This window comes from Oceanobacillus sp. HCA-5259 (genome assembly GCF_037892815.1).
GTDB classification, from domain to species: Bacteria; Bacillota; Bacilli; order Bacillales; family Amphibacillaceae; genus Oceanobacillus; species Oceanobacillus indicireducens.
In genome coordinates this window covers 46,740-61,211 of sequence record NZ_JBBKBV010000015.1, presented here as the reverse complement: position 1 = coordinate 61,211, position 14,472 = coordinate 46,740, and the positions used below count along the sequence as shown (strand labels likewise).

14 protein-coding genes are annotated in these 14,472 nt (G+C 35.4%); 3 read left to right on the top strand and 11 right to left on the bottom strand.

Annotated features, from left to right (window positions below; all coding sequences use genetic code 11):
• The first annotated feature begins 173 nt into the window (after nt 1–173).
• From WKU33_RS10285 to WKU33_RS10275, 3 genes are all read left to right on the top strand, one after another.
• Nucleotides 174–428: a helix-turn-helix domain-containing protein gene (locus WKU33_RS10285; RefSeq protein WP_336252577.1), complete on the top strand. Its 255-nt coding sequence runs from the start codon at nt 174–176 to the stop codon at nt 426–428.
• A gap of 517 nt (nt 429–945) precedes the next feature.
• Complete coding sequence (locus WKU33_RS10280) at nt 946–1,131, top strand: DUF3173 domain-containing protein (RefSeq protein WP_017795842.1); 186 nt, start codon at nt 946–948, stop codon at nt 1,129–1,131.
• A 38-nt stretch (nt 1,132–1,169) separates the two neighbouring features.
• The gene (locus tag WKU33_RS10275; RefSeq protein WP_336252576.1) at nt 1,170–2,387 is read left to right on the top strand and encodes a tyrosine-type recombinase/integrase; all 1,218 of its coding nucleotides are present in this window, start codon (nt 1,170–1,172) and stop codon (nt 2,385–2,387) included.
• A gap of 145 nt (nt 2,388–2,532) precedes the next feature.
• Here the strand turns inward: WKU33_RS10275 and WKU33_RS10270 are convergent, their stop codons facing one another.
• The 11 genes from WKU33_RS10270 to WKU33_RS10220 form a co-directional block, all read right to left on the bottom strand.
• Nucleotides 2,533–3,741 (bottom strand): tyrosine-type recombinase/integrase, encoded by a 1,209-nt coding sequence (locus WKU33_RS10270; RefSeq protein ID WP_340454439.1) that lies wholly within the window; start codon nt 3,739–3,741, stop codon nt 2,533–2,535.
• The gene (locus WKU33_RS10265; protein WP_077604216.1) at nt 3,734–3,940 is read right to left on the bottom strand and encodes a DUF3173 domain-containing protein; all 207 of its coding nucleotides are present in this window, start codon (nt 3,938–3,940) and stop codon (nt 3,734–3,736) included. Before WKU33_RS10265 ends, WKU33_RS10270 begins: the two co-directional genes overlap by 8 nt.
• A gap of 408 nt (nt 3,941–4,348) precedes the next feature.
• The gene (locus WKU33_RS10260; protein ID WP_340454434.1) at nt 4,349–4,603 is read right to left on the bottom strand and encodes a helix-turn-helix domain-containing protein; all 255 of its coding nucleotides are present in this window, start codon (nt 4,601–4,603) and stop codon (nt 4,349–4,351) included.
• Nucleotides 4,604–4,713: 110 nt separating this feature from the next.
• Complete coding sequence (locus WKU33_RS10255) at nt 4,714–5,025, bottom strand: RNA polymerase subunit sigma (RefSeq protein WP_445321695.1); 312 nt, start codon at nt 5,023–5,025, stop codon at nt 4,714–4,716.
• A gap of 350 nt (nt 5,026–5,375) precedes the next feature.
• Complete coding sequence (locus WKU33_RS10250; RefSeq protein ID WP_340454433.1) at nt 5,376–6,173, bottom strand: ABC transporter permease; 798 nt, start codon at nt 6,171–6,173, stop codon at nt 5,376–5,378.
• Nucleotides 6,170–7,186: an ATP-binding cassette domain-containing protein gene (locus WKU33_RS10245; protein ID WP_340454432.1), complete on the bottom strand. Its 1,017-nt coding sequence runs from the start codon at nt 7,184–7,186 to the stop codon at nt 6,170–6,172. Before WKU33_RS10245 ends, WKU33_RS10250 begins: the two co-directional genes overlap by 4 nt.
• 449 nt (nt 7,187–7,635) lie before the next feature.
• Nucleotides 7,636–8,337, bottom strand: a complete 702-nt coding sequence (locus tag WKU33_RS10240; protein WP_340454430.1) for a Sir2 family NAD-dependent protein deacetylase — start codon at nt 8,335–8,337, stop codon at nt 7,636–7,638.
• Nucleotides 8,338–8,576: 239 nt separating this feature from the next.
• Nucleotides 8,577–9,320: a GTP pyrophosphokinase gene (locus WKU33_RS10235; RefSeq protein ID WP_340454428.1), complete on the bottom strand. Its 744-nt coding sequence runs from the start codon at nt 9,318–9,320 to the stop codon at nt 8,577–8,579.
• 76 nt (nt 9,321–9,396) lie between these two features.
• Nucleotides 9,397–12,570 (bottom strand): efflux RND transporter permease subunit, encoded by a 3,174-nt coding sequence (locus tag WKU33_RS10230; RefSeq protein ID WP_340454426.1) that lies wholly within the window; start codon nt 12,568–12,570, stop codon nt 9,397–9,399.
• 1,011 nt (nt 12,571–13,581) lie between these two features.
• Complete coding sequence (locus tag WKU33_RS10225; protein WP_340454425.1) at nt 13,582–14,229, bottom strand: NAD(P)-dependent oxidoreductase; 648 nt, start codon at nt 14,227–14,229, stop codon at nt 13,582–13,584.
• An 89-nt stretch (nt 14,230–14,318) separates the two neighbouring features.
• The gene (locus WKU33_RS10220) at nt 14,319–14,459 is read right to left on the bottom strand and encodes an SDR family NAD(P)-dependent oxidoreductase (protein WP_340454423.1); all 141 of its coding nucleotides are present in this window, start codon (nt 14,457–14,459) and stop codon (nt 14,319–14,321) included.
• Nucleotides 14,460–14,472: the final 13 nt, after the last annotated feature.

Below are 14,472 nucleotides of genomic sequence, written 5' to 3'. Positions count from 1 at the left end.
CTTGTTTTGGTCCTTAATATTAAATATTAAAAATGATTCTACCTAACTGTTAATATTCAGTTGGGTTATTGTTTTTTAAAAACTTTTTCTCTGATTTTTGGCATTTTACAAAAAAACTTGTTGAAGGTAATGAAAGGGGAAATCATCAAGACGTTTTTTGGAGGAGCATGCAGATGAATGGGATGATTAATACTAATACGGAAATCAATGAGCGTGGCTTTTTGCCGTATCCAATCATTTTAGCTGCAAATAAGGGTGAGCTAGAAGCAATGAAAGTAGTTGTTCTACATTATGGAAGCTATATGACAAGCCTATCCATGCGTAAGCTCCGTAATGAACAAGGAAACACTTATTGGGGCATCGACGAAGATACACGCGAACGCTTACGAGCGAAGCTTATGCAATCTGTTTTAACTTTCAAAATTTGAATACAGAATGGTTAGGTTTTCCCTTTCATTCATCATATATTTGTTCTTTGACAAAGAAAGCACGGAAGATTACGCCGTGCAGTATAAGCAAAAAATCAGATACGTTCTACTGATGATGAGCCAATTGATTCATACGCCATGACTTTCGTTAGAAACGAGCGATAATCTATGAATCTAATGTAATCGTGGTGGATTGCTAGCGATAACTCATTAGTTAGGATAATGATACTCCCCTATCGTCATGGTTCGAGCGTTTGAACCGTCGCAAGCTATGAGTAGGGCTGGAAGAAATACTTGCAGGGGTGAAATTCCCGTGGAGCTGCACCAGCAGCCGTCTGATTTTTTATATTCAATTTAGCAAGATAGGTTAAAGTAACTATCAAGTTATGACATTAAATCCTTTTTATTTTAGTGCAAGAGCCAAATTCACGCAACATATTAGAATTAGTTTTATAGAAGCGATATAATAATAGACAGATATCAAATAGCATATCCTAGTCTATGGAAAGGAGTTCATATGGTCACAGTCACTAAAAAAGACTTAATAGCACTAGGTTATGGTCCCTCTTTTTCAGCTGATATCATTAGAGAATGTAAAAAACTAATGATTTCAAAAGGACATGCGTATTATCAATCTAAAAAGTTAGATCGTGTTCCTAAAGAAGCTGTTGAAGAAGTATTAGGGATAACTTTAGATGTGTGATTTGTACTTCTTGCACTAATTGCGTAAGGAGTGAAATCATGACTAAAGATATCGTAAAAAAGGCAAAGAACGGAACTTATTATTTTAGGGCAAATTTAGGATATCACCCCATCACTGGCAAGCAAATTCAGAAGTACCGCAGTGGTTTTAAGACAAAAAAAGAAGCAAGGGAAGAATATTCGAGGTTACTGCTTACAAAGTCAGACGCATTAGAAGAAAAGCAAGATGACGTTTTATTCCAACATTTTATTGAAGATATTTTCTTACCTTGGTATAAAACACAAGTAAAAGGAAGAACGTACGATAATCGATTACCAACTGTAAGAAAACATTTCACTTTTTTTAATAACTTAATCACAACAGAAATTACCCCGATTCATGTTCAAAAATTGCAATTAGCGTTATCTAAAAAGAAGTATCGTTCTTCTTATATTAGAAATGTTCAAGGGTTGTTTTCTATGGCAATGGATCGAGCTGTTGTTTTAGGGTTAGCTGAAAATAATCCATCAAAAATTGTAGGTAATGTGAAGAAAACAAAGACAAAAATAGACTTTTGGACAAAAGAGGAATTTGAAAAAGTCATCTCTCTTTTCTATAAAGAAGATTATTATCAACATTTTTTATTTATTTCATTGTGGTTTTTATTTATGACAGGCATGCGAATTGGAGAAGCCACTGCGGTTCAATGGGAAGATATTGACTTTGACAAAGGTCTGTTATATATCGATAAAACACTTTACTATAAGAATTTGGATAATTATTCTTTTGTAGAACCAAAAACAAAGGCTAGTGTTCGTCATATTGCATTAGATGGAGATACATTAACGTTACTCCGCGAATGGAAGGACGTGCAGCAATCTGTCGTTCAAACCAATTTTGTAATGAGCTATAATGGTATCCCCACACAAAAGCATACGTTAGCGAATGCCATTACACGTTTTTCAAAAAAAGCTGGGGTTCATCGAATTAGATTACATGCTTTAAGACATTCTCACGCTTCTTTGCTTATTAGTATGGGCGAAAACCCATTAATCATTAAAGACCGCCTAGGGCATGAAGATATTGAAACGACACTCGGCACTTACGGACATTTGTATCCAAACAGTAACTTTGAAGTAGCCTATAAATTAGAAGGTATTATGTCTTACCAAACAGCAACAGAAAATGAAGATACTTCACCCAAGAATCAATTCACTGCTCGTTACCTACGTAAAGGTTTAAAAACAAATAATGCAATAACAATGCAACGAAAATAGAGTAAAGAGCCGAAACCCTTATAAACAAAGGGGTTTCAGCTCTCCTTCTACTACTCCCACTCCAAGTTTGCAGGTGACGTCAAAACATTGTTATATCAACCTTTATCACACCTTAAACTTATTTTGGCGGGGATTCTGGCGGAACTTATTTTTTTACTGCTTGATTACCATTAAATGCTATACCTGATTTTTCCGCTGTTCGTATATTAATGTTACCTGTCATCTCTTCCGCAATGAGTTCATCTACACCTGACCACATATGTGAATAATGCTTTAAGGTAATTTCTGGACTGGAATGCCCCATACGTTTTGACAAAATCAAAACAGAAACATTAAATTCATTTATGAGATAGGATGCATGTGAATGTCGAAGCCCTTTAGCTTGAATACGATGAACATTTGCGAGCTTTGCATAGCGTTGAATAATTCTAGCAAGTGTCGATTTAATCATCGGTGTTCCATCATAACTAAAAACAAAATCGTCAATCCCTATTTTTGATTGTCGTTGTTTCCATTCCTGCAACACTTGTATCGTATCTTCATCCAAAGAAATGATTCGTTTTCCATCCTCTGTTTTTGTATAACCTTTTCGTGTCCAATTACTTTTATTTCGTAAATACAAGGAATGATGGATGCGAAGTCGTTTATTTTTAAAATCGACATCATCCCACCATAAGGCTGTTCCCTCACTAACTCGTATTCCCGTCATGAAATACGTCCACAACATCACAAAACATAAGTGTTCATAAAAGTCCTCCAGGCAAATCGTAGAAATTACCTTCTCAAATTCCATTTTTGTCCAATAAGGAACAACCGCTTTTCCTTTGGGAATTGCTTTCACTTTTTTAGATACATTTACTTCTAGATATTGCATATCAACCGCCATATCCAGACTTTTTCGAAACATACCAAATACCAAACTTGCATACGCTTGGGAATACCCAGCTCCTTTATCAGAAAGTAACCAGGTTCGATAACGTTGGACATCTTCTACTGCTATAGAACGAAGCTCAATATTTGCAAAACGGTCTCTCATACTTTCTAACGTTCGTTTACGAACATAAAAGGTACTTTCTTCTACTTCCGTTTCATATGCGGGAATATACACGGTATTCATGAACTGACCATACGTCATATGGTAATTTCCATAACCATTTACTTGATGGTATTCATTTTTCACTCGTACCAGTTCTTTATAAGCTTGCAAAGCAGAAGTAAACTTTCTTCCTTGTTGGTTCGTACGTCCTTTTTTTCGGAGTCGCTTTCCAGTAATGCGATCCGTTCCTAACTCCGTTTCATAAAAATATTGGCCATTGTTATCAATATAAACCCCTACATATTTGGTTTTAGCCATGACTGTCTTCCTCCAATTCTAGTTCACAACCTAGAATCGATTCGACTGTCATTTTTGGTACACGCCCTAAGCGTTTATTATTATAAAATGGATACCCTTTTTGTACCATGATTTGTTTGGCTTGTCTAATAATTCGTATCGAAGTATATTTCGGATATCCAAGTTGAATTAAATCATCTTTTGTAATCAGTTCCTTCATGAAATATATACCTCCCTTTTACGAACAGAGGAATACATACTAGAAACAACGATACTTTAATACTGTTAAAAAATCAGATGGCTGTTGGTACAGCTCCACGGGAATTTCACCCCTGCAAGTATTTCTTCCAGCCCTACTCATAGCTTGCGACGCTTTGAACGCTCGAACCATGACGGTAGAGGAGTATCATTATCCTATCTGATGGGTTATCGCCAGCAATCCACCACAATTACATTAGATTCATAGATGATCGCTCGTTTCTTCTATTGAAAGTCATGGCGCATGAATCAAGTGGCTTATCATCAGTAGAACGTATCTGATTTTTGTTATATAATGCACAGCGTTATCTTCCGTGCTTTCTTTGTTAAAGAACAATATATATGAGAAAGGGAAAAATTAACCATCTAATCAAATCTTGAAAGCTAAAATGGCTTGCATGAGCTTCGAGCGTAAACGTTCATGTGTGTCTACATCAATGCCCCAATACGTATTGCCATGCTCATCATAAAGCCTACGCATTGACAAACTAGTCATGTAGCTTCCATAATGCAAAATGACGTATTTCATTGCTTCTGGCTCACCCTTATTTGCAGCTAAAATAATTGGATACGGTAATAAACCACGTTCGTTGTCTTTTGTGTTAGCATCAATCATCCCAGTCATTTGCATGTTCCTCCAAAAATCGCTTTAACCTTTTAAAAGAGCTTGTCCGTCTATACTGAACCGTACTACGAGGAATCCCTAGTTGTTCAGCAATTTCTACATCTGATTTATCAAAAAAAGTAGTATAGTAGGACTGTCTTACGCTTTTCCATTGGCAAAGTACGCAGCGCTTCAGCAAGTAATTTCGGAGTGATTTTCTTTCCAGCCACTTGAAGACTTTCTCCTTCTTCTCCCTCATATTGCTTATCTAAAGTAAAAAGTTGATTTTTCTCTTGTGGTGTAAGATTAGAAAATGTCATCTCCTTTGCTTGTCTTTGTTGCCTTTCGTTGTAAATGTTGATTGCCTCATTCTTTAACACACGTTTACAAAAAGCATTAAATGCACAGCGAACTTGCCACTCGGTACGATCTGGTTCTATCATGCATTTCCTCTCCCTTCGCAACTGCAAAGGTGGGTGATGATTTTCCCTTTCATAACCTTCAACAAGTTTTTTTATAAAATGCCAAAACTTTGTAGCTTTTTTTATAAAATATATTTAAATTATAAAAAGCCCAAATGAACATAAGTCAGATGGGCATAAATAATTATATATTTATATACATGAATTCATTGGAGAAAAATTGCAATCTTCATATTTTCCAACAATACAGTATTAAGTAATTCTTAGTCATCATAAGAAAATCAATATTCTTTAGAGAACGAATGGAAAAGTCAGCATGAATATGATTAGGCCTTCCATATAAAGCGTACTATGCGACATATTACATGCTACTACACTCGTTTCATATAAGCCCTCACAGTAAGAGGGGCAAATACAAGAACAATGACAACCGCAGCAACAACTGTGATCGTGAAGTCCCATCCAATCGTTCCTGCATTCATTAAGTCCCTTATGGCAGTCACAAGATACGTGATCGGATTTATACTTACAAACCATTGTAATGTATCTGACATTGTTTCAGTTGGTACAAAAGCATTCGACATAAATGTAAGTGGGAAAACAATCATAGACATTCCCTGAACACTAGAAGCAGAGCGAGCGATTACACCAATTAAAGCAAAAATCCAACTGATAGCCCAAGCACAACCAATGACGAGTAAGGCTGCAAGTAGCACATAACCAATACCACCTTCTGGACGATATCCCATAAAGTAACTTATTGTAAGTGTCAGACCAGAAGCGATAGCGTAACGTAACGTATCCGTTATCAATGCACCAGCCAAAGGTGCGATACGTGCAATCGGCAAGGATTTAAAACGATCAAAAACACCTGTATCCATATCCTCTCGCATTTGTACACCCGTCATTACCGACATAACTAGAACAGCTTGAACAAGCATTCCAGGTATCACATGTGGCAAGTAATCTTGCACATCACCTGAAATCGCTCCACCAAACATATACGTAAATAACAGGGTAAAGACAACAGGTAGCAAAAATACATCTACTAGTTTTTCTGGTGTTCGTCTAATTCTTAAAAGTGCTCTATATGCCATCGTAAGCGTATTTCTAATAGTTAAACGTAAACTTTGCTTTTCCCGCAAAGCATTTGTAGTTGTGTTGCTCATGCCATTCCCTCCATTTTAGTGTCATGGTCCGCTTCAGAGACCGATTCTTCTCCAGTAATAGACAAGAAAACTTCATCAAGGGTTGGCTCTTGTACACTGATTGAGGTCAGTTGAATATTAGCTTTTCGCAATTCAACCATTAGATCAGCGACAATATTGGCATTGGTCATTGGTGCGATAATGTTCATACCTTCTGGAGATATAGTTGAAGATGCACCAAGTACCCGATCTACGATTTCGCGGGCATTCTGAATACTTGCTCTACTTTCTACACGCATATTCAAAGAGGTTGTTCCAATTAATTCCTTAAGTTCATTTACCTTTCCTTCAGCAACGACTCTTCCTTTATCAATGACTGCGATGCGATCCGCAAGTGCGTCTGCTTCCTCAAGATATTGCGTTGTCAACAATACAGTCGAACCTCCATCTACTAAGCGACGAATAGTTTTCCACATTTGATTCCGCGTTCTTGGATCAAGTCCTGTTGTTGGTTCATCTAAAAAAATAAGTGGTGGTTGAACAATCAAACTTGCAGCCAAATCAAGTCTACGACGCATTCCGCCAGAAAAGGTTTTTAACGGTCTTTTTGCCGCTTCCTCTAAATCAAATTCCTCTAATAATGAAATAGCCCTTTTCTTTGATTCATCTCGTCCAAGTCCTAATAAGCGGGCAAATATCATGAGATTTTCCATGGCGGTAAGTGATTCATCAACAGATGCATATTGTCCTGTTACACTGATTAATTGCCGTACAATTTGAGCATTCTTCGCTGCATCATAACCAAAGATTTCCGCAGAACCTGCATCAATGTCTAAAAGTGTTGCGAGCATCTTGATGGTAGTTGTTTTACCTGCTCCATTTGGACCGAGTACTCCGTATATAGTGCCTGTGGGAACTTTTAAATCCACTCCATCTACAGCACGGTGATTGCCAAATTTTTTTACAAGTCCCTGTGCTTTTACTGCCCATTCTTTATTTTTCAATGCACTTTTATTTCCTGCTACATAATGCAATATACAATCTTCCTTTCATCAATTATATGTGCATTATAACTTCCGAACTTAAACTGAATGTAAACTACTGGCAGATGATCTCTCATTTTCTTATTTTACTTATTCATCTGAATTAATGAGATCAACTGAGACCGCAGGATATAAATTTTATAATATTTATTCCTCTCTCAATTCACTTCCGCAAGTAGGTAACCGACAGTAAAGACATTATATTTATAATAGATTTTATACTTTATACTCAGCCGAAAATCTATGACAATCATTCAAATGTTGAATCCTTTTTAGATTACTCTTTGGTGTTCTCAACCGAGAGGTGGTAGGTTCTACGGAATTATAATCATGGAGGAATTGGAACTCCTTATTTAAAATTCCCAGTTTATTCCCATTATATTTTCAATGGTGTTTTTTCTATTTTCAATCCTTATTTTTATAAGAATAATTCTACACAGCTATTCCAACAACCTAAATACCTCATCTGCTTTTTTACGAATATTATAATTTGCCATGGAATCGAATGCTGTTGACTGTGGATTAATTTGTATCACCTTAGCTTCTGGATTGACATAATCAAAATAGTCACCGTAATATCCTTTCGACCCAGCTACAATAACTAATTCTGCCCGTGCCATCCATTGACTAGCCTGTTGAAACTCTTTATTTAATATTCCAAAACGAGAGTAAACTGGAAATGACGCAATAACCCCTTCACACATTTGACATCGCGGGGTTTTACCTTGATTCCAAATATGAACGTCATCATAGCGCAGTTCACACTTCAGACATTTATTAACTCCAAAACTTCCCTGAATTTCAGCAACATTCTGCGATCCCGCAAGCGAATGTAGACAATCAATATTAGTGGTAATAATACCTTGTACCAAACCTCTTTTTTCAAAATCCGCTAATTTTTTATGGGTAAGACTCGGCCCATTAATAAACATAGATTTTAAAAAAAATTTTTCTAGTAATTTATAATAATGATTGGGGAATGTCTTTAAAACTATTGTAGAGGTAATCTGCATCACTTCTGGAACATTCATATTTTGCATGTCCATAATCCCAGTCGACATCGAAATTCCAGCTCCTGTAATCACAATCGTATATTTACTTGTATCAATAAACTCTTGTAATATTGAAATTTGTTTATCCATGTAGGTCCCTCCTGCTCTATTTTAGTTCACCATCGAATATATCCCCTTATCCCAATCATGCTATTAACAATTCTTTCTATCAATATCCTTGTTGATATATAATTTCCTTTCAAGTGAACAGAGCATTTGTAAAATTGAACCTTTAAAGAATGCTAGACATCCAAAAATATCAGACATAACGACATTGATTTTTGGCAATTCCACTCATTAAAACAAGCTTTGATATGTTAATGTCATTCTTATTTTTCATCAGAATTAATTAGTTCAAATAAGGCTGCAGGGAGTTGAAAGTTTTGATTATTAATTACTAGTTGAGTTACTTCTTCCTCAATATTCTCTATTTGCTCACCTTTTATCACTTCTATTTCATTGTGAATACGTTCCATTTTCTTGTCTAAAGCTGTTGCTGAATCAGCTGCATCTCTCAATTCCCCAAGCAGATGCGAAGGAACAGAGGCATTATATTTATAATAGATTGTATGCTCCAGACTTGCCCAAAAATCCATGGCAATCGTTCTGATTTGTATCTCTACAGTTATCTGTTCTTCCCTATCTGACATAAAAACAGGTATTTCGATAAGCAGATGAAGACTCCGATAGCCGTTTGACTTGGGCTTTTTAATATAATCTTTAATTTCTAATACCTTTACGTCTCTTTGTTTCTGTAACATATCATTAATACGGTATATATCAGAAATAAAAGGACAAGTAATTCGTATTCCAGCGATATCTTTCACATTTTTGCTTATACTGTCGAACGTAAAATCTCCACCTTTTCGTTGAATTTTTTTTAGTATACTTTTTGGTGATTTTAATCGACTGGAAGTATGTTCTATGGGATTATAATCATGAAGTAATCGGAACTCCTCTTTTAAGATTTCTATTTTAGTTTTCATTTCATTCAAGGCAAATTCATACATCAACATGAATCGAGTAATTTCCTTTTTAAATCTTTCCAAACGTTCTATTTGATATAACTCCATAAATAATTTTCCTTCCTGTTATTTTTTTAGTTCTTTTAAAAAGGAAGGTGTGGAGCGAGCCCACACCTGTCATAAATCATTTATCTCCTGGACTTGTTTTACGAAACTTAGTAAAAACTTCATAAACAATTGGTACAATAACAAGTGTTAATAATGTAGAACTTGCTAGTCCACCCATTACTGTAACACCCAATCCCTTGGAGATCAGTCCTCCACTATCTTCACCGAATGCCAATGGAATGAGTGCACCTATTGTTGCTAGTGCAGTCATTAATATCGGTCTTAGACGAGTACCACCTGCTTCTAATAAGGCCTCTCTTGTGGTTAATCCATCTTTTTCATTTCTAATCACTCGATCGATTAGAACAATTGCATTAGTTACAACAATACCAATTAACATTAAAGCACCAATCATTGCTGGAACACCTAACGGTTCCCCTGCAATCCAGAGCGCAACTAAACTACCAATCGCTATAAATGGTAAAGAGAATAAGATTGAAAAAGGTGCTAATGCTCCACCAAATGTCACGACAAGAATAAAGTAAATAATCGCAACTGCTGCAAGCATTGCAAAACCTAACTGAGTAAATGATTCAGTAATTTGTTCTGTTACTCCACCAAATTCAAAACTTACTCCTTCTGGTAAATCTAACTCATTTAATTTATTTTCCAGATTAGAAGTAACACTAGCTACATCATTACCAATAATATCTGCCGTAACAGCAGCGTACATTTTATTTTCCCTTCGATCAATTGTATCTGGCGAAACTCCTTCTTCAATATCGACTACGTCACCAACTTTTATTGTCATACCAAGTGGTGTTTTAATCTCGATATCTTCTAATTCCTTGAGACTGTCATACGACAATTCATTTATATCAATATAAACATTCACATCTTGACCATCATGTTGGATGGTTGTAAGTATATCCGCCTCGCTAGAACTAGCTAAAGCCATTCCTACTTGGGCCGTTACTAATCCAAATTGACTTAACTTCTCTTGGTCTGCTATAAGTGTATATTGATCATAAGAGTCTGTTATGCTAGACTTAGCTTTCTCTAGATCAGCATGTTCTTCTATATGAGGTAGGATTTGATCGACGGCAGTTTGAATATCCTCTGTACGATCACCGTAGACATATATTTCAAGTCCACTTCCTCCTATAGATCCCATCTCTAAGCTATCCCACTCACCCGAGTCAGTATTATCATTAAGGACCTCAATTATCTTTTTACTTTCTTCAGCAAAGTCCTTAAAATCATTGTCATATTCAATAAAGAATAATGCTGAATTATCATTATTCGCTCCCATCATCGCACCCATTGGATTACCGCCACCAATTGAGTATTGATACAATGTAACTCCCTCGCGTTTTTCTAACATTTCTTCTGTGTCTAAAGTTATTTTCTCTGTTTCTTCCATCGTTTGACCAATTGCAGGGCTATATGTTGCAATGACCATTTTTTGCTCATCTTCTGATATGAAGTTAACTCCTATAACTGGAAGAAGGAATAGACTTAATACTAGAATAAAAGATGCCCCACCAAAAGTAATCCACTTATGGTCTAATGTCCATTCAAGAATTCTTTTATAAATAGTAGCTGATGTACTTACTTTTTGTTCTTTTACTTTTTCCTTCATATCTTCTGCTAATTGCTTTTTAAATAAAGTATGTGCCAGCAATGGTACAATTGTTACTGCGATAAGCAAAGAAGCGGATAGAGCAAAAACAACAGCTAAAGCAAATGGTAAAAATAATTCTCCAACCATGCCACCAATTAATGCTATTGGTAAAAAGACCGCAATGGTTACAATTGTTGAAGAAAAAATCGGAACGAACATTTGCCTTGTTGCCTCACGAATTAAGTCTTTTCCACGAAGTTTTTCCCCTGGCAAAGACATACGTCTATATATATTTTCCATAACGACGATGGAGTCATCAATAACTCGTCCAATCGCAATCGTTAATGCTCCTAATGTTAGCATGTTCAAACTAATATCCATTTGATAAAGGAAAAAGAGAGCTATTAATAAAGATAAAGGTATTGATACGACGGAAATTAATGTCGTTTTAATACTTCTTAAGAAAAGCATAATAACAATTATCGCAAAGATAATTCCGTACAATGCTTTACTTAGCATAGAATTTACAGAGTCTTCAATTGGTTCCGCCTGATCAAGTGTCGTTACTACTGTAAATCCAAACTCTTTTTCAAAATCTGCAAATGCTTCTTTCGTTTGATTAACAACTTCCACTGTATTTGCATCAGGAGTTTTTATAATTTGAATGCTAATCGATGGTTCACCATTTGTTCTTGAAATGGATTCCACTTTGTCCACTACTTCAATGTTTGCAAGTTCACCTAGTTGGATAGTCGGCATTTCCATTGAATCTTGTGCTTGTTGAACTAACTCTGCTCCAGGTATGCCTCCAACCTGTTGTAATTTTTCTTCATCTAGCATCTGACTATTCATTACTTCTTCAGGTGAATTTCCTGACATTTTTGGTACGACTGGAATTTCTAATTTCTTCAAGTCTTCAATTGTTGCCATACTACCATCGAGAATTAAATTCTTCACATGTCCGTCAAAGTTTGTTAAACCAAGAGGAAATGTAATATTTGAACCTTGAATTAATTGTGTAATCGTTTCTTCGGTTAATCCAAACTCCATTAATTTTTCTTCATCGAACTTAACTGAAACTTCCTTTAATTGTTGACCAGCAATTTGTACTTCAGCAACACCTTCAATTCCTTCTATTGCTGGAATAACAATATTCTCTAATATTGAGGTTAACTCCTCAGGTGAATGTCCCGAATCACTTATACTTAAAGATAAAATAGGAAGTGCATCAAAGCTCATACTCATTACATTTGGATCCTGAACGCCTTCTGGTAAGGACAATCCTTCTAAGGCTTCTTCAACATCAATTACTGCCTGATCCATATCTGTGTTAAAATCAAATTCAAGCTGCACAGATGATGCATTAGCTAATGATGAAGAACTAACAAGTTCTATGTTTTGTACATTCTGTACTCGTTGTTCAATTGGTTCCGTTACCTTTTCCATTACTTCATCTGGCGCCGCTCCTGGATATGTTGTTACTATTGAAAGAACTGGTAAATTAATGTTGGGCATTAATTCTTGTTTCATATTCAATCCAGAAAATATCCCCATAAAGATGGCCATAAATGTTAAAATCCAAATTGCAAATTTATTATTTAAAGAAAAATTTATAATTTTTTTCAAATTGCACTCCCCTTAGTTAACCTTCATGTTTTTTTAATTCAGTTCATTGCTTTTTAAAGCATGTTTAGTGAAATAAAAATAATACATTTAATATTACCTTGAATACCATCTCCTTCTGGAAGTAACAAACTTTCCTGTTTATAAAATTAAAAGTGATTAGCTGTTTTTAATGGCCGTTTCGCTGCTACCATTAATTCATCTGCCTTTAATAATGTAATAGTTTTTCTTAGCCTCGACACCCCCTAGGTCTAATAAGTTGAAAAATATAATGTGATTTCCTAATAACAATTAGCGATTCATCAACAGATACCATACTAACCTGTTAGACTGAATAATTGCCGTAAAATATAGGTTACATGTATGTTATTATCACCAACATTTTGTACAGAATTGACCTCAACATTTAGAAGTGATGCTATCATCTTACCTACTCCACATGGACATACATGCATTGTATCTCCCAAAGTTAAACTGAATATAAACTAACGGAAGTTTAAATAAAATAAGTTTTACATTTTCAAAAAACATATAACTGAAACGAAAATCTTCAAGATTTTCCACTTATAGGCTGAAGTAACATATATCCCACCCCCTTATGACATTAACTCAAACAAAGCCACAATTAGTGTGAAATTATGGGAGGCTTGAAAATATAATAAACGTATTAACATTGGTTCCATGATAAAAATATTCGTTAGGAACATAACATTACTGAATATGGAATAATCAAGGTTAGAAAGACAAAATAAAACACCTTCGAAAAAGATTTACATCGGCCGATACAACAGTGCGAAAAACATACCAAATAGCACTGAGATATGTTAATTTTACCCAAAACCCATAATGGCCGATAATAGGTTTTATTCTCTCATTTTTTTGAGGTCACTGACAGAAAATAATAACCTATTCATATATCCATCCTCCTCATAGTAGGTGCTTAAAATTCCTGTTTCTATAGCGGCAACCGCTATCGTGAATATACTTCCATCTATGATTTTTCATTGTTCTACCCTAAATTCTATTTTGCACCGATGACATTACCAGTTGCTTTTCAAAAGTGGTGTCATCTTCAATGATACTTAACATTACGTGAGCAACATCTGCTCGATTAGTACGAGGAGCTCTTGGCATTTTATAACCGCTCGCTGCATCTTTTACAATCGGATTTTTAGTTTTTTCTCCGTTAAAAAGAGGACCTGGATGGATTGTCGTCCAATTGAGCCCAGAGTTTTCCAATTGCTTCTCTCCAGCTACATGATCCTCAAAATTCCCTTTTAAGAAGGATCTGATACCAAAGCGATATGGATAACGTGTGTTTTCAAAAGTATCTCCAACACCTAGAGCTGACAAGCTAATTAATCGTTTGACACCTGCTTCTTTCATAGCTTCAATGACAGATGGAATAGCGAATTCAAACAATTTTGCATTTCTATTTGCGATCGAATTTCCAAGAGCCATTAAAACAACATCAATTCCTTTTAAGGCCTTAGTTAATTTCTTTGTATCATCTAATTGTCCACCAATAACTTGTAAATTCTCCTGTATAGGTATAGCTTCGGGTCTCCTTACGTACGCAACTACTTCATACCCTTTTTCCAATGCTTGTTTAAGAAGCTCTTCCCCTGTTCTTCCTGTTGCTCCTATAATTAATATCTTCATTTTCGTTCCACTCCTCTATCTATCGTATTATCATTTTTAGATTTTGATATAAATTACATACTCATACTAACTACTCTATTAACCTTCATTTATTTTCTTAATAGCATTGATTTTTTATCTCTATTACGGCATGCAATTACTACCTGATAATCCTTTCTTGCAATGTTCTGAGTACACTTGAATCCTATACCAGTGTTGCCACCAGTTATGACAACCGTTCGTTTTTCCATTCATATACCTCCC